This is a genomic window from Haloferax sp. AB510, from assembly GCF_024136985.1.
Lineage (GTDB): Archaea > Halobacteriota > Halobacteria > Halobacteriales > Haloferacaceae > Haloferax.
Window position 1 is genome coordinate 1 of record NZ_JAMYJY010000065.1, and the last position, 21,910, is coordinate 21,910.

A 21,910-nucleotide genomic window follows, 5' to 3' on the forward strand; every position below is an offset into this window, starting at 1 on the left:
CGGCGCGGCCCGCGGCGGCGGCGTCGAACTCGCGCTCGCCTGCGACGTGCGGGTGGCCACCCCGCGTGCGACCCTCGGCGAACCGGGTGTCCGACTCGGCCTGTTCGGCGCGTGGGGCGGGACAGTCCGTCTCCCGCGCGTCGTCGGCGAGGGCCACGCCCTCGAATTCTCGCTTTCGGGCCGCGTCGTCGATGCCGACGAAGCCCTCCGGATGGGCCTCGTCTCCCGAATCGTCGACGACCCGCGCGAGGTCGCGGCGTCGATAGCCGACAACGACCACCGGTCGCTCCGAATCATCAAGGAACGACTGCGCGACCGCGACAGCCGGGAGGCGCGACTCGAACGGGAAGCCGCCGGCTTCGCGGAGCTTCATCGGACGAACGTCGACGACATCGCGGCGTCGCGCGAAAAGTGAATTTCGCGGGTGGGACGGCGGGCCCGCGGCGGCCTACACGTCGAGCGCCGACGGCGCGGGGGGCATCGACCGCTTGTGGGCGCTCCCCTGGACGAGGCCGACCACGCGGTCGACCTGTTCTTCGGTCACGCCGAGGTGGCGAACCGTCGCGGACTTCGAGAGCGGGCCGTCGACGTGGAGCGCGAGAATCGCGTCCAGCGCGTCGTAGGTGAGCCCAAGTTCGTCCTCGTCGGTCTGGCCGGACCACATCTCGGCAGAGGGCGTCTGTAACACGAGTTCCTCAGGGACGCCGACGTGGGCGGCCAACTGGCGGACCTGCTGTTTGTAGAGGTTCCCGATGGGGTTGCAGTCGACCGCCTGGTCACCGTACTTCGTGAAGTAGCCGGTCATCGCCTCGGCGCGGTTGCCCGTCCCGAGCACGATGCGGTTCTCGTGGTTGGCGACGAAGTAGTTGAGCACCGCCCGCGTGCGGACGTAGACGTTCCCGGCGGCCATGCGGTCGTCGGCCGCCTCGGGGAACGTGTCGAAGAACGTCTCCGCGATGGGCTGAATCTCGACCACGTCGTACTCGATTCCCAGCATCTCGGCGACCCCCTCGGCGTCGCTCATCATGTCCTCGGCGTTCGCCACGCTCGGCATGACGAGGCCGTGGAGGTTCTCCTCCCCGAGCGCCTCGACGGCGAGGAAGGCTGTGAGCGTCGAGTCGATACCCCCGGAGAGACCGAGGACGGCCCCGTCGGCTCCGGCGGCCTCGACGGTGTCTTCGATGAAGGTCGTGATGTGTTCGCGGTGTGCTTCGAGTTCCTCGTCGGAGAACAGGAGGTCGAACGGAGCGTCCTCCGAGAGAACGTCGACGGATGTCATGGGCCCCGGTTGGAACCGGGGGCCCAAATAGTCACGTGTCACGCGAAAACAATGGACGGCCGTCCAGTTTTCTCGGGGCTGTGATGGGGTGAAGCGCTACGTTCAAGTGCCCCCGCAGTCTACGGATTTTTGCTTCGGAACGCAGTTCGAAGCGAAGCACAGCGCGCCGATGGTCCAGTGGTAGGACACGAGCTTCCCAAGCTCGGAGCCCGGGTTCAATTCCCGGTCGGCGCATTTCTACCGAGACAACCGACGAGCAACCGCGAAGCGTGTTGCTCGTCCCTGTCGAGTGTGTATGCGACCCGAGGGAATTGAAGCAGCGAGCAACGCGAAGCGTTGCGAGTGAGGTTCAATTCCCGGTCGGCGCATTTCTGTCGAACGTAGTGAGACGAAATGCGCAGGGAATCTGAACCCTGCCAGTCGCAGCCGACGAGCAACGCGAGGAGGAACGTCTGGCTCAGGTTCAATTCCCGGTCGGCGCACTTCCGGTGAGACGTTGTCTCACCGACGTACCGTTCGTTTCACTCACGGTACTCCCTACGGTCGTTTGCCGACCGACCTTCGCAAACCGTCGGTTTGCTCAGTTCTGGCGAGAAACTATCTCGCCAACGTGCCGCTCGTTTCACTCGCGGCACTCCCGGTCGGCGCACAAAATCCCGTCTTCGAAACGTAACCCGCGTCACCGACTCAGAAAAACAGGTTCTGCACGTCGTCGAGCTCCGGCGATTCGGAGCGGAACACCGGCTCGCGGGCGGTCTGCCGAAGCATCGCGTGGCGTTCGAGGGCCGAGTCGAATTCGAGAATCGCCCGCTCGATGTCGCGGGCCAGCGCGTCGATTTCGCCGTGGAGTTCGTCGTCGTCGGCCATGATACGCGTAGTTAGTCGAGGGCTGGTAAAACGGGCTCGGCCGCGGGTCGTCATCGAAGCCGTCGGGTGCAGTTCCAGCAGAGATCGAAGGTGGTGTCGGCCTCGTTTTCGACCCCACAGTTCGGGCAGATGCGCTCGCCCGTCGGCGTCGTCTGCACGCCGGCCTGCGAGCCGTCGTCGAACGACGCCGCGATTTCGGGGTGGGCGTAGCGGTCCGTCCGCGCGGAGTCCCGACCGGGCCCCTCGCCACCCGTCGGCTCACCGCCGTTGACGAGGTACCGATAGACCAAGAGCTGGAGCAGGGTCAACCCGAGGGCGTAGACGACGATCCAACCCCAGACGTCCATCACACATTGACTTACGTTAGCATGCTATATCGGTTCTTCGGTCGAACGGGTCTGCCGACGCTCTCGGCGGTGGTCGCGGGTGATGCTGGCGCAGCGGGCTCGCGTCGAAAAGGGAGTTACTCGCGTCGGTGGGAATCCACCGGTCCGTCGAGGTCGCGGTCGAACTCGTCGAAGGCGACGAGGTCGTCGGGGAGCTCGTAGGGTATCTCGCGCTCGTCGGCGCGGCGCTCGCCGCCGGCGTCAAGCGGTTCGGCGATCTCCTCGAAGCCGGGCTTTACTTTCACGCTCTTGGCGGGCGAGCCGACTGCGATGTGGTGGGCAGGCACGTCGCCCTGTACGACCGACCGAGCCCCGACGATGGCGTTCTCGCCGACCGAGACGCCTGCGTTCACCATCGCGTCGTAGGTGACGCGCGCGTCGTCACCGATGGTCGTGTGGTAGTTCCTGACCTCGGTCTGGTCGACGGTGTCGTGGGAGTGGCTGTAGATGTGGGCGCTATCGGAGATGGAGACGCGGTCGCCGATAGTGAGTTTCCCGCGGTCGTCGAGGTGCACGTCGTCGTGGATAACCGTGTTGTCGCCGACGGAGATGTTGTGGCCGTACGAGAAGGTGACGCCCTTGAAGATGCGGAGGTTGTCGCCGGCCTCCTCGAAGAGGTGGTTGGCGAGCATCTGTCGGAACCGGAGGGCGAACGCGACGTTGTCGGCCATCGGGGTCGCGTCGAACTGCCGCCAGAGCCACTGGAGGTGCTTCGAGCGCTTGAACTTCTCCTCGTCTTTCTCGGCGTAGTACTCGGCTTCGAGCGTCGCGTTGCAGGGGTCGTACCCCTGCAGTCGGACCCGGGTGGCGGGCGAGACGGGCTTGCCGTTCTGCCAGCGCTCCCACGCCTCGCGGTCGCCGAACAGGTCGATGAGGGTGTCCCGAACGACCGTACAGGTGTCTTCGTCCGAGGCGAGCCGACCGTCGACCTCGTCGATGAACGCCTGTAAGCCTTCCTCGGCGTCCTCCGGAAGCGAAACGTGGACCTTCGTCATTGTACCGTCGTAAGCCGTCGAGATTCAAATGGATTCGGTTGTGCGAACCCCGCGTCAGGCCTCCTCCGGGCAATACTGGCTGGTTTCGGGCGTCCAATTGGCGTCTGGCGGAGGAGGTTCGACCCGTCCCAGAGCGGCGAGCAGGTCGGAAACGAACCGAGCGACGTGTCTGTCAGGGAGAATGGAAGAATGGTGAAACCTATCACACCCGGACGAGTTTACACGGTAATGAGTGAAAAATTCCGAAACGGTGTTCCGGCGTGGACGCGAGAACACGCCGCCGGTCTCGACCGCGACGAATCGAACGTTGCACCGGTTATCTACCCTCCGGACGAGCGACTGGACGAAGACCTGCACATCTGGGACACGTGGTTCCTCCGGAACCGCGACGGCTCCATCGCCGAAATCGACGGCTATCGGGTCATCTTCTCGCTGACATCGCCGTCGGACCTCCTCCCCGGAAAGCGCCACGACGTGGCGACGATTCGCTACTTCTACTCCCGAGACGGCGAGGAGTGGACCACCGGGGGCGTCGTCTTCGACGGCGGCGCGCTTGGCCAGCGGCAGTGGGCCGGGTCGGCGATGTATGACCCTGACGGCGACGGCGGGAGCGCGGAGGGGAGCGAGGCGGGCGACGTCTATCTCTACTACACCGCCGCGGGCGAGGACGGCGCGGAGGAATTGACGTACACCCAGCGCATCGCGCTGGCGACGGGTGGTACCGTCCACACCGACGACGACGGGTTCAGCATCGAGGGGTCGTGGGACCATCGGGTCATCCTCACGCCGGACGGCGACTGGTACGAGCGCGAGGACCAATCGCGCGGGATGATATACACCTTCCGCGACCCGTGGTTCTTCGAGGACCCCGCGTCGGGCGAGACGTACCTCCTCTTCGAGGCGAACACGCCCGTCCCCGAGGGGGCCGGCGAGTGCGACGACCCCGTCTGGGAGGAGTTCAACGGCAGCGTCGGTATCGCCCACTCGCCGACCGGCGACCCGACCGACTTCGAACTCCGCCCGCCGCTTCTCGACGCCGTCTGCGTCAATCAAGAACTCGAGCGTCCGCACCTCGTCGTCCGCGACGAGACGTACTACCTGTTCGTCTCCAGCCACGTCCACACATTCGCGCCCGAGTTGACGGGCTACGACGCGCTCTACGGCTTCGTCGCCGACGACCTCGCGGGCGACTACCAACCGCTGAACGGTCACGGGATGGTGCTCACGAACCCGAGAGGTGCGCCCTTCCAGGCGTACTCGTGGCTCGTCTACGACCATGGCGACGACCTGCTCGTCTCGTCGTTCTTCAACTACTTCGACTACGACCGGTCGAGCCTCGACGACGTGGGACTCCTTTCGCCCGAAGAACAGCAGCGCCGCTTCGGCGGCACGCTCGCACCGACCGTCCGCCTCGCACTCGACGGCGACGAGACCGACCTCGTCGACACGCTCGGCCACGGACACCTGCCGCTACCACGCGAGGAACTGCCGACGCCGTGGTGGGAGCGAGACGGCGACGCCACTCGCGGCGGCTACTGAACGGACGCGGCGGTCACGCTCGTTTTCGCGCCTCGAACGTCGCGTCGAGTTCCCACGCGTCGAGCGAGCGGACATCGACCCGACCGCCGCCCTCGCCGCGTCGGACCGCGACCGAGACGCCGTCTGCGTCCGCGCGCGTCGGGTAGACCCGGGTCGTCAGACAGCGCTGCTCGTCGGCGAACACCTCCAGGACCGAACAGTCGACGAACACGCGAAGCGACACCGAGTCGCCCTCGACGGGCATCGAACGGGGCTCTCGGTCCGCGTCGTGGGCGCGGGTGCTCCGCTCGCGGTCGACCGTGACGCGGTCGCCGTCGTACCGGAGGGCGGTCCGCTCGCCCAGCGCCGGTGACTCGAACAGGCCGAGTTCGAACGCCGCGTCGCCTTCGACCGCGACATCGACGGCGAGTTCGTAGGCGTTGCCCGAGAGGTCGAGCGACGCGTGCTCGTCGGCGTCGAGCGCGCTCGCGTCGAGCGAGACGCTTCGGCCGCGGAGGTCGGCGAGTTCTCCGGCGGGACGCTGGCGGAATTCGCCGTCAGCGTTCACCGAGAGCTCGCGCGGGAGCGAGAGCAACCCGGACCAGCCGGCGCGCCACTGCGCGTCGACGCCGCGGGTCTCTTTGACCCACCCCCACGCGAGCGCCCGGCCGTCGTCGACGACGGTCGACTGCGGGGCGTAGAAGTCGCCGTAGTCGAGCAACCCCTCGCGTTCGACCGCGAACTCCGGCGCGGCGAGGTCGGCGGTGCCGACGAAGTAGCGCACGTCCTCGTAGTTCGAGACGTGCAGCAGTTGGTGGTCGCCGAAGTCGAGGAGTTCCGGGCACTCCCAGACGGTTCCGTGACCCTCGTTCCCGGAGTGGAGCGGACCGACGTACTCCCACTCGCGCAAGTCGGGCGAGCGGTAGAGGAGCGCGACGCCGCCGACCGCCGCGATGGCGGAGCCGATGAGCTGGTACCAGTCGTCGCCGACCTTCCAGACGGCGTGGTCGCGGAACTCCGCGGCCCAGTCGTCGGTCCCGAGGATGTCGAGGTCGTCCGGGACCGTCTCGATGACGGGGTTGTCGGGCGCTTTGTCCCACGACCGGAGCAGCGGGTCGCTCGTCGTCGCCAGACAGGGTAGCTGGTGGTGGTCGCGGCCGCCCGTGTAGAGAATCGTCGGCACGCCCTCGTCGTCGACGACGGCGCACCCGGACCAACAGCCGTCGCGGTCCGGACCGTCCGGGTCCGGCGCGAGCGCGACCGGTTGGTCCGTCCAGTGCAGGAGGTCCTCGCTGGTCGCGTGGCCCCAGTGAATCGACCCGTGGAACGGCCCGCCGGGATTGTACTGGTAGAACAGGTGGTAGGTCCCGTCGTGCTGGATGATGCCGTTCGGGTCGTTCAGCCAGTTTGCGGGGCCGGCGAGGTGGTACCGGGGTCGGAGATGGTCGTCGCCGAGTCGCTCGCGCATTGCGTCGAATCCCGACGGGTCGCTGGGGCGGTCGGTGAACGCCGGTCTGCGGTGGGCGGGGCCGCCGAGGACCGCAAGCGCGTTGCGGAGGAGGTGTTCGTTCGCGCCCATCGTCTCGAAGTCGTTGTCGTGGTGGGTGAGAAAGGCGACTTCGGCACCGATACCGTAGACCGCGCCCGAGCCACGATCCCACGCGACGACGGACTTGAGCGCGACGAGGAAGTCGTCGCCGTGGAGCGTGCTCGCCAGAACCTGCCCGTTCTCGGGGAGGACGTGTTCGTACCGGGCGAAGGGGCGCGGCGCTTCGGGTGGTTGGAGATGGACGCCGAGCGTGTCGAACCCGTCGAAAAGCGGGTGGTCCGCGTGGATGGACTTCGTCAGCAGTCCGGTCGGGTGCGGCGAGTTCTCGGTCCCGACCGCGTCGGGCGCGACGGGGTCGATTCCCAGCGCGTCGACCGCCGAGAGGGCGTTGAGCGTCAGGAGGAGTCCGCCGCCGTCGCCGAGGTACGCGTCTAGTGCGGGCACACACTCGGCCGCGAGGGAGCGCACGTCGGCGTCGACGTGGCGGTCAGAGTGCCACCACAGCACGTCGAACTCGGAAAGGTCGGTCTCCCCGGTTGCGACGGCGTCGAGGGTGATTGTTTCGACGCTCGCTATCGACTCGGCCCACTCGAACGCCACTCGCTGTTCCTCCGTGAGTTCGGTCGCGAAGAGAAACCCGACTCGAACCGGAATCACGTCCATTGCTGACGTGGTTCGGTATCACCGTGCATGAATCTGCGGATTCACTCGAGGGCGAGCAAATTCACACAGCGCTTGGAGGGTGACCGCGGGACGCGAGCACCGCCTCCGCCGGGGATTCCCACGAGACGAAAACAAAACACACCCAATAAGTCGCCCCAATTCGTAGGGCCGGCCATGCACTACCGCGAACTCGGCACCTCCGGAATCGAAGTCAGCGAGGTCGGCTTCGGTGCGTGGGTCGTCGGGACCGACTGGTGGGGCGACCGCTCGGACGAAGACTCCATCGAGATGCTCCACCACGCCATCGACCGGGGCATCGACTTCTTCGACACGGGTGACGTGTACGGCCACGGCCACTCCGAGGAGGTCGTCGGCGAGGCGCTCGCCGACTACCGCGACGAGGTCACCGTCGCCACCAAAATCGGCTACGACTTCTACAACAACCCACAGGCCGGCCACGGCGAACTCCCCAAGGAGATAACCGGCGAGTGGGTCCGCGAGGCGACCGAAAAGAGCCTCGAACGCCTCGACATGGAGTACGTGGACCTCCTGCAACTCCACAACGCGAACGTCGACGAGGTCACGCCCGACGTGCTCGAAGCCCTCGACGAACTGAAAGAGGAGGGCCTCATCAAGGCCACCGGCTGGGCGCTCGGTCCCTCCATCGGCTGGCTGGCCGAAGGCGACATGGCCATCGAAGAGGAGTTCGACGCGCTCCAGATCGTCTGGAACGCCTTCGAGCAGGACGTGGGCAACCACTTCCTCGACACCATCCGCGAGACCGGCTCCTCGACGAGCCTCATCGCCCGCGTGCCGCACTCCTCGGGCCTCCTGAACGAGCAGGTCCGCCCCGAGACCGAACTCGGCTCCGGCGACCACCGCGGCTTCCGCCCCGACGAGTGGTACGAGACGGGCTGGGAGAAGCTCGAAGCGCTCCGTTTCCTCGAACGCGATGGCGAGCGGACCATGGCGCAGGCGTCCATCGCCTACCTCCTCGGCTACGACGAGACCGCGGCCGTCACGCCGACGTTCCGCACGAAAGACGACATCGACGAGTGGGCGAAGGCCTCCGACGTGCCGAAGCTCACCGACGAGGAGCTGACCCGCGTCGAGGAACTGTACGCGGACAACTTCGGCATCGACCGCTTCGACGGCATGGACGCGCTCCGCTCGTCGGTCGACGGCGAGGACATCCGCGCGGCCGGCCTCGACAAGCGCGTCGCGAAGGGCGCGCGCAACGAAGCCTGATGGGTCGCCTGAAGACTCTCCTCGGCGTCACCGCGGTCGCCCACGTCGCGCTCGCGTGGCTGGTCAGCCTCGACGCCAAGAAACGCGGCGACGACGCCGGCCGCTGGATCGCGCTGACGCTCCTCACCGGCGTCGTCGGTGCCGCGAAGTACGTCCGAGATGGGCGCTGACGGCGGCGACCCCGACGGCGACGACGCCGATAACCCGGGACGAAGCGGCGACGCACCGGGGCGCGGTAACGGGAACGGGAACAGGAACCGAAAGGGCAACTAACCAACCCCGCTCGGACGCAGTTTTTTGTATGTAGGGAGACACGTTCGACCGATGGTCCTCGAACGGTTCGGTTCGGCACTCTCTCGTGAGGCCCGCGTCGTCGCCCGGAACCCGCCGCTTTTGGGCGTGGTCACCGGTGTGTGGATGATGCTCATCGCGCTGATGGCGGGGCTCGAAGCGCATCTCGCGGTCGTCTGGTTCCTCGCCGTCGCCCCGTCGACGGCGCTGGTGGCCTACGGCGGGCGGCGCGCCCTCCGTCGCTTCCGCGGCGAGTCAGACGGCGAAGACGAGTGGGCGCGGAGGACGGACCGAGAGGCCTACGACCCGGTCGACGACGAGTCGGCCATCGAGCGCCTGCGAGAGCGCTACGCGGCCGGCGACCTCTCGGACGAGGAGTTCGAGCGTCGCCTCGACAAGCTAGTCGAGACAGAGAGCTACGTTGCCGGGTCGCAGTCACGGTCGCAATCGCGGTCACCCTCCGGAGACGGAAGAGAGCGGGCCTTCGAGCGGAACTGATGGACCTCGGGGCGGCCGGACTCCGGGACGGCTGCGGCGACCGGTGACGGAATCGGAGTTGGAGTCGGAGCGCGCCTCGCGGGCGAACCCGCGTGCCGGGACCAAAAGAGACACAACGCTCGACCGAGTCCGGGACGACCATGCGTACTTCAGTCGTCGAACTCCTGCCGGACCTCCTCGAACTTCTCGTCTTCAGCCTCGGGAGCGCGGTGCTCTCGGTCGCCGGCGCGTACATCGAGCACTTCGCGCTCGTCACCTTCGAACAGGGCAACGTCGAAATCGCCGCGTGGGCGGTCGTGATGGGCGCGGTGGCGCTGTACTTCGCGTACAACGTCGGCACCGACAAGGTCCGCCCGAAGCTCCGGGACGTTCGCGCCGCGCTCGCGTAGAAAACGCCGCGTTCTGATTTTCGGCGTTCGACCGCGTTACGCCAAGAACACGTGTCGCGGGCGGTCAGCCAGCACGCACACGCCACCTTTTGCTGCGCTCGCGCGGCTCGCTGGCAAAATCTGGACCAAAAGGCTCGTCACCCCCTCCGGGGTTCCTCGCCCCGCTCCCGGTGGTCGCGGACGTTAGGCTAAGAACACGTGTCGCGGGCGGTCTGCGAGCACGTCGCGACCCCACTGGACCGTGTCACGGAACGCGTCGGAGCGGAAGAACTCCATGGCGTCGTCCTGCGAGCGCCACTGGCTGGCGATGAACATGTCGTCTTCGTCCTCGACGTTGACCATCAGGTCCGTGTCGAAGTGGCCGTCCATCTCTTCGAGGAGACCGCCGACGGTGCCGAACTTCTCGACGAAGTCGCCGCGGTGTTCGGACTTGACGGTGTAGAACATCCCCATCGTGCCGAAGCCGGACTCCTCGCCGGCGCGCTCAACGATGCCGGGGAGTTCCGAGAGGAATCCCGCGGCGGTCTCGGCGGCCGACGCCGTCTCCCAGATGGAGACGACGGCGACGCGGCCGCGCTCGTTGGCCTCGTAAACGGCCGTCTTGACGTGCGTCGGGTAGTGGTCGAAGTTGCCGCGGAGACCCTCGACCTCGTCGAACACCTCGTCGGCGTCGGCCTCGGAGTAGAGGACCGTCGCGTACACGTCCTCGCCGTGGGGCGTGCCGGCGTAGATGTTCAGGTCTTCGAGCTGTCCGCGGATGTCCTCGTCGGCGGCCTCGTCGCCGCCGTCGTCGCCGTGGTGGTGGCCGCCGTCATCGCTCTCGCCACCGTGATGGTGACCGTCGCCACCCTCGCCGTGATGGTGTCCACCCTCACCATGATGGTGTCCACCCTCGCCGTGTGCGTGCGCGCCGTGGTGGGACTCGTCGCCGAACTCGCTCGTCGGGACGCCGTCGCCCGCGAGGAACGCGCCGAGGTCAGACGGCGGGAAGCGCCGGCCGACGTAGAACTGGCCGAACTCGCCGTACTTCGAGGAGACCTCGTCGAAGCGCATCTCGTAGACGATGTCCTTGATGTCGGTCGGGTCGTCGCCGAACAGCGTGACGCCCCACTCGTGGTCGTCGAAGCCGACGGAGGAGGCGATGACCTGCTTGATTTTCCCGGCGTACTTCCGGCCGGTGTCGCCGTGGACGGACATCAGGTCGCGGCGCTCGTCGAACGAGAGGTCGTACCAGTTGTGTTCCTCGCCGCGGCGCTTCGACATCGGGTAGAAGGACATGTAGGTGTCCTCCGGGATGTCGGGCTTGAGTTTGCCCTCGATGTAGCGGAGCAGCCCGGTGTCGATGTCCTCGTCGTTACCCTCGAAATAGTCGTCCGAGACGTAGCCGGACACCTCGGTGACGGAGACGTAGGAGGTCGGCTGTTCGGTGAAGGCCGCGAGCGCGGTCTGCTCGAACTGCCGTTCGGCGCGGGAGACGTCGTCGAGCGTCGGCCGGAAGTGGACGACCACGAAGTCCGCCTTGTGGCCGAGCACGGAGAAGACGGCGGACGCGCCCGCCTCGGCGTCCTCGACCGCCTCGTGGGCGTCGAGGTACGCGACGCCCTCCTCGATTGCGCGGCGGCGCTCGTGTTCGGGCGCGTCACGCCACGCGTCCCAGTCGACGGTTCGGAAGTCGTGCAGCGCGAACCAGCCCTCGTCGGTCTGTGGGGCCTCTACCATACGGAGGCCTAGGGAGTCATCCGGTATTGAAGTTGCGAGTCGTTTTCGCGGTTCGAGAACCGTCGAAGAGAAGCGAGTCGGTCCCGGCGAGGGGCGACCGGGCCGCTCAGCCGAGGAGCGTCGGCCCGAATATCATGAGCACGAGCGACGCGAGCATCGTGAGCCCGATTGAGGTCGTGATGGTCCGGACGACGGTGTGGGGGTCGTCGACCGGAAGCCGCGAGACCACGGCCTCGGTCGAGGTCCGCAGGATGCGACCGCCGTCGAGCGGGTAGCCGGGGATGCAGTTGAAAAGCCCCAGTTGGAGGTTAATCCACGCCGTCCAGAACAGGACGTTGGCGACGATGAAGACGCCGCCGCCGAGGAAGCCGAGCGGGCCGCCGACCTGGTAGAAGTTGACGACCTGCCCGGTGAAGCCGGGGAAGTTCGGAATCCCGAGGACGACCGACGCGAGGGGCAAAAGCAGCGACACGTAGACGAGTTGCAGGGGCGACCCGGCGAAGGCGCTGCCGAGGCCGCCACCGTCGCCACCGTCACCGCCGAGAAGCGAGAGGTACGTCCCCGCGGGGTACTCCTGCGTGCCGAAGTCGGTCAGGAGCAGGCCGCTCGTCCCTTGGAAGATGTTGACGCCGAGGAACCCGTTTCCGTCCTGCGGGTTCTCGCCGAGCGTCACCTGCACCGTCTCGAAGCCGCCGTCGCGGTAGACTTCGACGGCGACGGTCTGGTCGGGGTCGGTCCGGTCGAGCGCCTCCTGCAGTTCCGTCGAGGAGGTGATTCGCTCGCCGTTGAACGACGAGACGATGAGGGGCTGGGTCGTCCCAGTCGCGTTGTACAGCGGGCCGTCCTCGGCGACGTTCGTGATGTAGGCACCGACCGGGATAGTGCGCTCGCCGGCGGAAGTGTCGAGGCGGGCGAACCGCGAGTCGCCGACGGCGGACTCGAAGTCGGCGCGCGTCGAAACGGCGGTTCCGTTGACCGCAGTGACGCGAATCGGGTCGGTCCCGGACTCGACGGTGAGGTTCGCCGGGTTGCCTTCGACGGAGCCGGCGACGACGAGTTCGCGCGTGACCGAGACGGTCCGTTCGCCGTCGAGTTCGACGGACACCGTCCCCGCGTCGGTCGCGAGGAGCGCGGCGTCGAGTTCCTGCGTCGTGTTGACCGGCGTGCCCTCGATGGCGGTCACGCGGTCGCCGCCTGAGATACCCGCCACGTCGGCCGGTGAGCCGGCGTACGCGCCGGAGACGGCGACGCCCGGCGCGACGGTGATAGAGCCGATGACCGGGCCGAAAAGCAGGGCGAACGCGACGAGCGTGACGGCGAAGTTGTTCGTCACGCCGGCCGCGAACATCCGCGACTTGCCGCCGCGGTCGGCGCGGCGTTGGCTCTCCTCGGAGGGTTCGACGAACGCCCCGATGGGGAGTATCGTCAGGAGGACGATGCCCATCGACTCCACGTCAATTCCCTCGACGCGGCTGAGGATGCCGTGGCCGCCCTCGTGGACGACGAGGCCGACGAGGAGGCCGAAGAGAATCTCCGGCGCGACCGAAAGCGGGAGGAAGTCGTTAACGCCGGGGATGACCAGGAAGTTCTGCGGCTGGTTCACCTGCGTCGGGGCGGGCGGGTTCTGGAGGATGACGATCGCCTGGTAGACGAGGAGGACGAACGTCCCCGCCATGATGACGAGGGCGATGCCGAGGCCGATGTTGCTCCACGCTCGCCAGAACCGCTTGGGGGCGGCGAGTCTGTCGAGGAGTTCGCGGCCGCGACGGGTGTGGACCGTCGTGAGGGGACCTTGGACGCGGACGTACTCGGGGAGAATCCCGCGAGCACGCAACAGCGCCGCGAGGAGAGAGTAGGCGATGAAGCCGGCGAGAACCCAAAGCAGCGTGTTCATCGCCCGAAGGGAAGCGGCGCGCGCCAAAAGGCGTTCGGGTTACGGTACCACCGTTCGGGTCACGGTACCGCGTTCGACGGCCGCGGGCGGGCGTTGGTGGCCGCGAACGACGACCGCAACCGAACCCGACCCGCGGGAGAGCGTCGGTTACTCGTCCTCGTCGCCGTCGTCGCCGGGCGACTCGATTTCGACTTCGACCGCGCCGTCGTCGTCCGCGTCGGCCGCTTCGTCGCCGTCGTCGGTCTCGTCGGCCTCGTCTTCCGTCTCGTCTTCGGGGTCGTGTTCGACGGTGACCGTGGCGTCTTCGTCGTCGGCCGCGTCGTCGGTCGCCGTCTCGCTCTCGGCGGGATCGTCGGCGAGCGCGATGTCGGTAAAGGAGTCCCCGGACGACGAGCGAAGCCTGGAGACGGCGTAAGCGACGCCCACGAGGAGCAAGGCGACGAGGAGCAGCCGGCCGTACGAGCGGCCGCCCGAGGACTCGTCGTCGACGGCTTCCTGTTCGGAGTCGGCGTCGAACTCCTCCAGTTCGACGTCGAATTCGTCTTGCGATTCCTCCACGGACCGGATGAAGTCGATGAGAGACATGTGAAGTGTGGTTCGGCGAGGCCGCGGTAGGCGTCGTTCGCGAGGGAACGAGCCCGTCCGTCCGTACGCGCGTCGGGGACATAAGTCGTCCCCCAGAAGGGTTTTAGCCACCCCGGCGACCATCGGGAATCGTGTTCGACAGTTCCCGCTACGAGGTCCGACAGAAAGTGTCCATCAGCAACAAGTACGTCGTCTACGAGGGCGACGACCCCATCCTCTCGGCGAAGCAAAAGAAGTTCAAGCTGAAAGAGGACTTCCGGCTGAACGACCACGACACCGGCGAGGAACGCTTCCGTGTCAAGGCCGACAGCGTCTTCGACGTGTCGGCCGCTTACGACATCGTCGACAGTCGGACCGGCGAGCGCGTCGGCGCGGTCAAACGCGGCGCGTTCTCGTTCGCCAAACACACCTACCAACTGCTCGGCCCCGACGGCTCCGTCGTGGGTCGAATCGTCGAGGACAACGTCCCGATGGCGGTCGCCAGACGACTCCTCACGACGCTCATCCCCTTCTCGTATCGCATCGAGGACGCGGCCGGCGAGCCGGTCGGCGCGGTGAGCGAGCAGTTCTCTCTCCGGGACAAGTACACTATCGACGTGGACCGCGAGCGTATCGACCCGCGACTCGCCGTCGTCGGTGCGGTCGTGATAGACGCCATCGAGGAGAACTGAAACCGGCCGAGTCATCGCCCACACGCCGCCGGTAACTCAAAGAGTTATTTGACATTCGGGTAACTATTTTTCGCGGATTCGAGTAGTGTCGGATGGCATGTTCGAACGAATCCGACTCCGTTGGTTCGTCGTCGCCGCCCTCGTCTGCGCCACCCTCGTCGGCGGGACGACCGCGGCCGCAGCACAGAACGCCTCGTCGGTGTCGCTCGCGACGACCGGCGGGAACGTGACCGTCACGCAGGCCGAAGACGTGACGATTCGGGGAACGAGCGACCTCGAAGCGGGGACGACGCTCTCGGTCCGCGTCCAGTCGGCCGGCGACACGAGCCCGCGGTTCCTCAAGACGAGCGAGGCCGTCGTCGGCGAGAACGGGAACTTCTCGGCGACCCTCGACTTCTCGGAGATTCCGCCGGGCTCGACGTTCTCCGTCTCGGTCCGTAACGGGTCGAACGCGCTCGCGGAGGCCGAGGGCGTCGTCGTCGAGGACGCAGCGTCGACGACCACCTCGGCGTCGACGACCGACACCGGCATCCCCGGCTTCGGCACGGGAGTCGGCGCGCTCGCAGTCGCGGGGCTCGGTGCGGCGGCGCTGCTCGCGGGTCGTCGGGCGTGAGAATCGAACCGCAAACAGCGAACCGCGGTTCGGGCGAGGTCAGTCCTCGCGGCGGAGTCGCGTGACGACGAAGTCGCGCTCTAGCTCGCCGAGGAACTCGCCGAGCCGCGGCCCCTGTTCGGCGTCGAAGAACAGGCGGTAGCCGGCGGCGAAGAAGTCGCCCATCTCGATGTCGTGGCGGCGCGCCGTCTCGTAGATTTCGCCCTGAATCGCCTCGCCGTCGTGGCCCTCCGCGACGAAGTCAGCGAGGTCGTCGAGGGCGGCTTCGACCGCGGGTTCGAAGTCGAACTCGGGGAGTTCGACCTGCAGGCGGTAGTTGTACTGGTTGTCCATCTTCTCGGCCCAGCGGCGGGCGCGTTCGACCCGGTCGAGCGCCTCCTCGACCACCTCGTCGGGCGTGTCCTCGTCGAAGAAGCCCTCGTTGCGGGCCATCTTGACGCGCAGGTCCTCGTCGTCGGTCATGCCGAGGACGGCCGCGAACGTGTACGGGAGTCGAATCCGGTCCTCGCGGACCTCGTCGACGACGAACGGGTAGGCGCGCTCGGCGAACCGGGTCAGGCTCTCGTCGTCGACCTCGCCGAAGTAGGCGCGCTCGAAGCGGTCGAAGTCGTCCACGAGCTGGTCGAGTCGCGTGAGGTCGAGATCACGGGCCTTCCGCGGGTTGAGCGCGAAGAAGTACCGGAGCACCTCGGGTTCGAGCAGGTCGAGCATCTCCGCGACGGTGACGATGTTACCGGCGGACGACGACAGCGCCTCGCCGTTGAGCGTGAACCATTCGTACACCATCGGCACCGGCGGCTCGATGCCGAGGACGTTCTCGGCGATGTCCTTGCCGGAAGGCCACGAGCCCTCGGCGTGGTCCTTGCCGAACGGCTCGAAGTCGACGCCGAGGACCTGCCACTGGCCGGGCCACTCGAAGCGCCACGGCAGTTTGCCCTCGCGGAACGTCGCGGTCCCCTCGTGGCCGCAGCCGTCGATGGTGTTGTCGCCGACGGTCATGTCGGTGCAGACGTAGTCGACGGTGCCGGCGTCGAGGTCGATGTCCGTGACCGTCTCCGTGATTTTGCCGCACTCGGCGCAGACGGGGTTGAAGGGGACGTAATCCTCGTCGACCTTCGACTGGTACTCGCCCAGCACCTCGCGGGCGGTGTCGGCGTGTTCGAGGACGTGTTCGACCACGGGGTCGAAATCACCGTTCTCGTACAGTTCGGTGTTGGAAATCATCTCCACCGGGACGCCGAGGCGGTCGGCGTCGGCCTTCAGGAGCGCCGCGAAGTGCGCCGCGTACGACTCGGCCTCGCCGAACGGGTCCGGAATCGACGTGTACGGCTTGCCGAGGTTGCGGCCGAGCGCGCCGGCGTCGACCTCGCCGAGACCGACAATGTTGCCGTCGGCGTCGGCGAGCTTTCGCGGGAGCTTCCGGAGCGGGTCCTTATCGTCGCTGGTGAACACCTGCCGGACCTCGTGGCCGCGCTCGCGGAGCACCTCGGCGACGAAGTAGCCGCGCATAATCTCGTTGAAGTTGCCGAGGTGGGCCACGCCGGACGGCGAGACGCCACCCTTGATTACGACCGGCTCGTCGGGGTCGCGGGCCTCGATTTCGTCGGCGACCTCGTCGGCCCAGAAGCCGTGGTGATTGGCGGCCGCGTTGCCGTCGCCGTCGGTCGCGTCCGCGGCGGGAGCGTCGCCGCGGGAGGGGTCGTCGGTCGTCATCTCAGGGGGCCCAGTAGGTCGGTTCGTCGCCGCCCTCGGGGATGATGTCGGTGCCCGTGTGCTCGCCGCGGAGGACCGCCGGCGTGATGCGGTCGGGGTCCGTGCCGTCGAGGACGATGGTGCGCATCTTCGCGCGCTCGATGAGCTTCGCGGCGAGGAGGTCGACCGGGGCGGACGACCCGGCGTTCATCTCGATGTCGCCGATGACGCCGACGAGTTCCGCGGCGGTCATCTCCTCGAACTTCGTCGCGTCGGAGTCGGTCTTCGGGTCGGCGCTGAACACGCCGTCGACGCTGGTCGCGTAGACGAGCAGGTCGGCGTCGACGTACTCGGCGAGCGCGGCCGCGACGGCGTCGGTGGTCTGACCGGGCATGACGCCGCCCATGACCGAGATGTCGCCGCGCCGAATGGCGTCGCCGGCGTCCTCGTAGTCGTGGGCGACCTTGGGGTCGACCTGCGAGCCGAGCGCCGCGATGAGTAGGCGGGCGTTGATTCTGGTCACGTCGATGCCGATCTGGTCGAGTTGGACCTCGTTCGCACCGAGGTCGCGGGCGGCACCGATGTAGTCACGGGCGACGCCGCCGCCGCCGACGACTGCACCGATTTCGCACCCGTCTCGCGCGAGCGTTTCGACGACGGAGGCGTGACCCTCCACGCGTCGGGCGTCGAGGTCCGGCGCGAGCACGCTTCCGCCGATGGAGATGACGACTCTCATTGCACACGGATATCCGTGAGCGCATCTTAAGGGTTATCAAGTGCGAGACGCCCGTGTCGGGGGCTTTAAACCACTCTCGCGGCGACTACCGGTATGCGACTCGTCACCGTGGAGACGGTCACGCTCATCGTCGTCGGCTGGGTGCTCGCCCTCGGAGCGATTCTCGCCCGCCACCGACGCGGCGAGTTCGACCGGCGGACCGTCTTCAACTGGGCATTGGTGGCCTGTTTTTCCGTCGGCTGGGCGCTCTGGCAGTTCGATACGCTCCCCGCGACGGCCGACACGCACGTCGGCGCGGCGGCCCCGTGGGTGGCGACGCTTCTCAGTCTGGCCGGCGTGGCCATCGCCGTCCACCTCTATCGGACCCGCCCGCGCGCCGAGGCGGAGCCGTCGGCCGAGTCCGACGAGACCGGCACGGAGCAATCTTAAACCGCCGCGGGCCGTCCTTCGGGTATGCACGTCCTCGGAATCGTCGGCGCGGGCGCGACGACGCTCTGCGACCGACTCGCCGCGCAGTTGGACGGCCGCGTCGCCACCGTCGAATCGCTCCCCGAGAGCGCGACCGAACCGGAGTCGACAGACAGCGCCGCCGCCGCGTACGGGCTCTCGCCGGACGGCAACTGGGTTGGAACCGGCGACGACCGTGACCTCGACGACCTCCTCGACGACCTCTCTGCGGAGTACGACTACGCGCTTCTCTCGGGATTCCCCGACGCTCGCGTCCCGACCGTCGCGCTCGCGGGTGCCGACGCAGCGAACGTCGTCGCAGAGGCCGAAACGGCGGGGGCGGCGGATGTGGCGTCCCTCGCCGCCGAAATCGACTCACACGAGCCGCACATCACGCTCGAAACGCTGGTCGAGCGCGCGAAGGCGGACCCGCTGGAGGTGTACGCCGGAGCGATTGCGACGTTCACCGGGCGGGTGCGCGCGAAGGAATCGGAAGACGACGACCCGACGCTCAGCCTCGAATTCGAGAAGTACGACGGCGTCGCAGAGTCGAAGATGGCCGCGATTTCGGCGGAACTGGAGGAGCGCGACGGCGTTCTCCGCGTCCTCATGCACCACCGGGTGGGCGTCATCGGCGACGGGGGGGGACATCGTGTTCGTCGTCGTCCTCGCCGGCCACCGGCGAGAGGCGTTCAGAACGGTCGAAGACGGCATCGACCGCCTGAAAGACGAGGTACCGATATTCAAGAAAGAGACGACCACCGACGAAGAGTTCTGGGTCCACGACCGCTGAGGTAGGGCGGATTATTCAGAATACGCGGATAGTCGCGAAGGCGCGAAAATCGGCCGATATTGCGGACTTTGTTGCCGCAAAATTCGGCGTCTGACGGGGTGAAACGGGGCGTATTTGCCCCCATATATTCAACATAGTTCTCTCAGAAAGGATTTCTCAAAATAGATTCTAAAAAATCTAAGCTGATTTCAAAGATTCCTAAAATGTACCCTTTGAGTCGATTCAAGCTGAAAGCGGCCGAACTAATTCTAACGGACCTTCCTTTATAACAGGTGATAGGCCATTAGGTGGAAGTGAGGTGTACCAGATGAGCGCAACAGTACCCCCCTCCACCGACAGTAGCTCCAAGGAAGACCGCCTCAAGCAGTACCTGCTCGACCGTGCGAAAGACGGCGAGATGTACTTCAAGAGCAAATTCATCGCCGACGACGTCGGCCTGTCTCCCAAGGAAATCGGCGCACTGATGGTCAAGCTCCGCGACTCCGCGACGGACCTGACCATCGAGAAGTGGTCGTACACGAGTGCGACCACGTGGCGCGTCGAGACCGCCTGAAGCCCGCATTGCCCGCCCCGGTCCCGACCGACGCCAGCGCCAACACCGCGCACCGCCCGGACGGTCCCCGGACGAACTGAACGCGACCCCGCAACGACCCACAGCCCCACAGCACACACCGAGCGCGCTCGGAACCCAAGCCGAGACGCGACTCGACCACCCGACTGCCCGACTGCCCCGTCCGGTTCGTGACGCCGACGAACCGATGCCCCTCCCACGGCACAGCGTAACCGAACCCCCGCGTAAGCCCGCTGGAACGGTCTCCACCACACACCCCCGATGACGGCCCGCCCGCTCGACGGCGACGACCGCACGCTTTCGGCGACGCTCCGGTTTCTCAAGTTGGTCGCAGACGAACCGAGCGAGAGCCGTCTCGGTCGTCGCCGACGGCTCAAAGACGGACCGTCACGGGGTTTATGAACGTCCCGCGCCTACCTGCCGTCGATGGAACAGTCCGAATCGGCGGACGGACCGCCGGTGGAAGCACTTCGCGCCGTCTTCGACGTTCACGAAGTGCGGTCAGACGGTCGCCGACGAATCTACTACGGCGAGTCGCTCGTCCCCGAGCAGATGCTCGTCCGCGAAATCTGGCCGTCGTTCCGGCAGGCCGGCTACGACGTGCAAGCGCAGGTCTCGGAACTCGGACAGACTGACGTGGTGATCGTCGAACCGGCCTCGCAGGGTGTCGAGGGAATCCCGTGGAAGAACATCACGCTGTTCGCGCTGACGGTCCTCTCGACGCTTTTCGTCGGCGCGTACGCGTGGTACTACATCCCCCTGTCTGACATCACCGCGAACCCGCTCGTGCTCCTGCGGGCGTGGCCCTTCACCGCCGCCGTCCTCGGCGTCCTCTCGGTCCACGAACTCGGCCACTACGCAGTCGGTCGATACCACGGCGTCAACGTCTCGCTGCCCTATCTCATCCCGTTTATCTTCCCGTTCGGCACGCTCGGTGCTATCATCCGTATGCGCGGGCAGATGCCCGACCGGAAGACGCTGTTCGACATCGGCGTCGCCGGCCCGCTCGCCGGCCTCGCGGCGACTATCGTCGTCACCGTCATCGGCCTCTCGCTCGAACCGATGACCGTCCCGAGTCGAGTCCTCGCCGGGTCGGCCGACACCATTGTCTTCAACAATCCGCCGCTCCTCGACGCTATCGCGACCGTCCTCGGTCAGCCGACGGAGTACGCCGACCCCCGAACCGTCGTCCACCCGGTCGTCATCGGCGGCTGGGTCGGGATGTTCTTCACTGTCCTCAACCTGCTCCCCGTCGGTCAACTCGACGGGGGCCACATGGTCCGGGCGATGCTCGGCGAGCGCCAGGAGTCGCTCGCGGCGGCCGTCCCGCTCGTCCTGTTCGGCATCGCCGGCTACCTCCACTACGTCCGCGGCCTCGGCCTCAACCAGTCCGTCGGCCTGTGGTTCTTCTGGGGGCTGATGTCGACGTTCATCGCCTACAACGGGCCGGCGAAGCCGATAGACGAGACGCCGCTCGGACCGGCTCGGATGGCCGTCGGCCTCTTTACGTTCGCCCTCGGCGCGGCGTGTTTCCTCCTCGTGCCGGTTCAGGTCATTCCGGGATAGGGCGCGGGCGGACGGCAGTGCGAAGAGAGGGTTACTCGGGCCGTGAAACAGCTCAATAGGACGGGTATGATGTGTTGAATAGCTAGCTGAGACTGCCACAAATCGCCACCCGTTCGTTTGGCTACCGGTCGGGTGAAGCCGCCGTGAGGCCAGGGCCGAATCGGACATAATGTATTTCACCAGACAGCTTCGACGTCGCCTATGGAGAGAAACGAACTCTACCACGTCGTCGGGTTATTCCTGTTGGCGATGGTAACACTGACGTGCGATTTCTCTGGGTTCACCTTCCCAGCGAGCATATTCGGCGGCCTTGCGCAGATTATCTCCTACGCGGTGATGGTCATCGCTCCGTCGTACGTTATCGCAGACATCGCGGTTCAACTGACCGGCAGTTAGTTCGGCTGTGTCCGGGGCTTCGACGACCGGATAGTAACCGTAGCTGCCAACGGCGTCAGCTATTCGTCGCCGCCGTGGGTGTAACCGCGGTCCGGAACGGGCTCGCCGTCGGCGATGACGGCGGCCTCAGCGGATTTCTCGACCGCCTTCCCGACCACCGTGAGCGGCACGTCCGCCGCGTCGCGGGCGGCGTCGAGCGCCGACTCGGGGAGCGTGAACACGAGTTCGAAGTCCTCGCCGAAGAACGCCGCGAGGTCGCGCCTGTCGTCGGAATCGGTCGCCACCTCGGCGACGCCGTCGTGGACCGGGAGCGCGTCGAAGTCGAGTTCGAAACCGCAGTCGCTGGCCTCCGCGAGCTGGTGGACCGAGCGGGCGAGGCCGTCGCTCGAATCCATCATCGCCGTGGCCGACCCGCGGAGGGCGACGCCGGCGGCGACGCGGGGCGTGAACCGGAAGAGGTCGTTCGCGCGGACGGTCTCGCCCGCCTCGAACAGGCGGACGGCGGCGGCCGACCGGCCGAGTTCGCCGGTGACGCAGAGCAGGT

The 21,910-nt window shown here is 66.9% G+C and carries 23 protein-coding genes, 1 tRNA gene and 1 pseudogene; 14 read left to right on the plus strand and 11 right to left on the minus strand.

What is annotated here, in order from left to right:
* Positions 1–415: enoyl-CoA hydratase-related protein (locus NKF06_RS12950; protein ID WP_253245638.1), on the plus strand; the 415-nt coding region annotated here is incomplete at its 5' end.
* A gap of 33 nt (positions 416–448) precedes the next feature.
* Here NKF06_RS12950 and NKF06_RS12955 read toward each other — a convergent pair.
* Positions 449–1,279 (minus strand): NAD+ synthase, encoded by an 831-nt coding sequence (locus NKF06_RS12955; RefSeq protein ID WP_253245639.1) that lies wholly within the window; start codon positions 1,277–1,279, stop codon positions 449–451.
* 163 nt (positions 1,280–1,442) lie between these two features.
* Between NKF06_RS12955 and NKF06_RS12960 the strand changes: the two genes are divergently transcribed.
* Positions 1,443–1,513 (plus strand) — tRNA-Gly (locus NKF06_RS12960).
* 453 nt (positions 1,514–1,966) lie between these two features.
* Here the strand turns inward: NKF06_RS12960 and NKF06_RS12965 are convergent.
* The 3 genes from NKF06_RS12965 to NKF06_RS12975 all read right to left on the minus strand — a co-directional run bounded on the left by NKF06_RS12965 (position 1,967) and on the right by NKF06_RS12975 (position 3,527).
* On the minus strand, positions 1,967–2,146 hold the full coding sequence (locus NKF06_RS12965; protein ID WP_004976393.1) for a hypothetical protein: 180 nt from the start codon (positions 2,144–2,146) through the stop codon (positions 1,967–1,969).
* Between the two features lie 50 nt (positions 2,147–2,196).
* Positions 2,197–2,493, minus strand: coding sequence for a hypothetical protein (locus NKF06_RS12970; protein WP_058825935.1), 297 nt, complete (start codon positions 2,491–2,493; stop codon positions 2,197–2,199).
* A gap of 116 nt (positions 2,494–2,609) precedes the next feature.
* The gene (locus NKF06_RS12975; protein WP_253245640.1) at positions 2,610–3,527 is read right to left on the minus strand and encodes an acyltransferase; all 918 of its coding nucleotides are present in this window, start codon (positions 3,525–3,527) and stop codon (positions 2,610–2,612) included.
* Between the two features lie 228 nt (positions 3,528–3,755).
* On the opposite strand from NKF06_RS12975, the gene NKF06_RS12980 reads away from it, so the two are divergent.
* Complete coding sequence (locus tag NKF06_RS12980) at positions 3,756–5,066, plus strand: glycoside hydrolase family 68 protein (protein WP_253245641.1); 1,311 nt, start codon at positions 3,756–3,758, stop codon at positions 5,064–5,066.
* A gap of 13 nt (positions 5,067–5,079) precedes the next feature.
* Here NKF06_RS12980 and NKF06_RS12985 read toward each other — a convergent pair whose 3' ends face one another.
* On the minus strand, positions 5,080–7,257 hold the full coding sequence (locus NKF06_RS12985) for a GH32 C-terminal domain-containing protein (RefSeq protein ID WP_253245642.1): 2,178 nt from the start codon (positions 7,255–7,257) through the stop codon (positions 5,080–5,082).
* Positions 7,258–7,431: 174 nt separating this feature from the next.
* Here NKF06_RS12985 and NKF06_RS12990 point away from each other — a divergent pair, with 174 nt between their 5' ends.
* The 4 genes from NKF06_RS12990 (at position 7,432) to NKF06_RS13005 (ending at position 9,683) form a co-directional block, all read left to right on the plus strand.
* Positions 7,432–8,505: an aldo/keto reductase gene (locus tag NKF06_RS12990; protein WP_058825939.1), complete on the plus strand. Its 1,074-nt coding sequence runs from the start codon at positions 7,432–7,434 to the stop codon at positions 8,503–8,505.
* The gene (locus NKF06_RS12995; RefSeq protein WP_006601108.1) at positions 8,505–8,675 is read left to right on the plus strand and encodes a hypothetical protein; all 171 of its coding nucleotides are present in this window, start codon (positions 8,505–8,507) and stop codon (positions 8,673–8,675) included. Before NKF06_RS12990 ends, NKF06_RS12995 begins: the two co-directional genes overlap by 1 nt.
* Before the next feature lie 154 nt (positions 8,676–8,829).
* The gene (locus NKF06_RS13000; RefSeq protein WP_253245643.1) at positions 8,830–9,294 is read left to right on the plus strand and encodes an SHOCT domain-containing protein; all 465 of its coding nucleotides are present in this window, start codon (positions 8,830–8,832) and stop codon (positions 9,292–9,294) included.
* A gap of 140 nt (positions 9,295–9,434) precedes the next feature.
* Positions 9,435–9,683, plus strand: coding sequence for a hypothetical protein (locus NKF06_RS13005; protein WP_253245644.1), 249 nt, complete (start codon positions 9,435–9,437; stop codon positions 9,681–9,683).
* A gap of 183 nt (positions 9,684–9,866) precedes the next feature.
* On the opposite strand, the gene NKF06_RS13010 is transcribed toward NKF06_RS13005, so the two are convergent.
* The 3 genes from NKF06_RS13010 to NKF06_RS13020 all read right to left on the minus strand — a co-directional run bounded on the left by NKF06_RS13010 (position 9,867) and on the right by NKF06_RS13020 (position 13,881).
* A complete protein-coding gene (locus NKF06_RS13010) occupies positions 9,867–11,402 on the minus strand; it encodes a heme-binding protein (RefSeq protein WP_253245645.1) in 1,536 nt (511 codons plus the stop codon).
* 106 nt (positions 11,403–11,508) lie between these two features.
* Complete coding sequence (locus NKF06_RS13015) at positions 11,509–13,296, minus strand: site-2 protease family protein (RefSeq protein ID WP_058825943.1); 1,788 nt, start codon at positions 13,294–13,296, stop codon at positions 11,509–11,511.
* Between the two features lie 147 nt (positions 13,297–13,443).
* A complete protein-coding gene (locus tag NKF06_RS13020) occupies positions 13,444–13,881 on the minus strand; it encodes a hypothetical protein (protein ID WP_253245646.1) in 438 nt (145 codons plus the stop codon).
* Positions 13,882–14,012: 131 nt separating this feature from the next.
* Between NKF06_RS13020 and NKF06_RS13025 the strand changes: the two genes are divergently transcribed.
* Entirely contained in the window at positions 14,013–14,552 is a 540-nt protein-coding gene (locus NKF06_RS13025) for a hypothetical protein (RefSeq protein ID WP_253245647.1), read from the plus strand.
* A gap of 97 nt (positions 14,553–14,649) precedes the next feature.
* Positions 14,650–15,165 carry a BGTF surface domain-containing protein gene (locus tag NKF06_RS13030; RefSeq protein ID WP_253245648.1) on the plus strand — a complete coding sequence of 172 codons (516 nt, stop codon included), beginning with the start codon at positions 14,650–14,652 and terminating at the stop codon, positions 15,163–15,165.
* Positions 15,166–15,204: 39 nt separating this feature from the next.
* On the opposite strand, the gene lysS is transcribed toward NKF06_RS13030, so the two are convergent.
* The gene (gene lysS, locus NKF06_RS13035) at positions 15,205–16,878 is read right to left on the minus strand and encodes a lysine--tRNA ligase (protein ID WP_253245649.1); all 1,674 of its coding nucleotides are present in this window, start codon (positions 16,876–16,878) and stop codon (positions 15,205–15,207) included.
* A gap of 1 nt (position 16,879) precedes the next feature.
* On the minus strand, positions 16,880–17,593 hold the full coding sequence (gene pyrH, locus NKF06_RS13040) for a UMP kinase (protein WP_058825948.1): 714 nt from the start codon (positions 17,591–17,593) through the stop codon (positions 16,880–16,882).
* Positions 17,594–17,686: 93 nt separating this feature from the next.
* On the opposite strand from pyrH, the gene NKF06_RS13045 reads away from it, so the two are divergent.
* The 5 genes and pseudogenes from NKF06_RS13045 (at position 17,687) to NKF06_RS13065 (ending at position 21,366) form a co-directional block, all read left to right on the plus strand.
* On the plus strand, positions 17,687–18,022 hold the full coding sequence (locus NKF06_RS13045) for a hypothetical protein (RefSeq protein WP_058825949.1): 336 nt from the start codon (positions 17,687–17,689) through the stop codon (positions 18,020–18,022).
* Between the two features lie 24 nt (positions 18,023–18,046).
* Positions 18,047–18,833, plus strand: a pseudogene (locus NKF06_RS13050) (molybdopterin synthase).
* Between the two features lie 307 nt (positions 18,834–19,140).
* Positions 19,141–19,386: a hypothetical protein gene (locus NKF06_RS13055; protein WP_049917659.1), complete on the plus strand. Its 246-nt coding sequence runs from the start codon at positions 19,141–19,143 to the stop codon at positions 19,384–19,386.
* 444 nt (positions 19,387–19,830) lie between these two features.
* Positions 19,831–20,970: a site-2 protease family protein gene (locus tag NKF06_RS13060; protein ID WP_253245650.1), complete on the plus strand. Its 1,140-nt coding sequence runs from the start codon at positions 19,831–19,833 to the stop codon at positions 20,968–20,970.
* Positions 20,971–21,171: 201 nt separating this feature from the next.
* On the plus strand, positions 21,172–21,366 hold the full coding sequence (locus tag NKF06_RS13065) for a hypothetical protein (RefSeq protein ID WP_058825952.1): 195 nt from the start codon (positions 21,172–21,174) through the stop codon (positions 21,364–21,366).
* A 59-nt stretch (positions 21,367–21,425) separates the two neighbouring features.
* Here NKF06_RS13065 and NKF06_RS13070 read toward each other — a convergent pair.
* On the minus strand, positions 21,426–21,910 hold a 485-nt coding region (locus NKF06_RS13070), incomplete at its 5' end, for an AIR synthase-related protein (protein WP_253245651.1).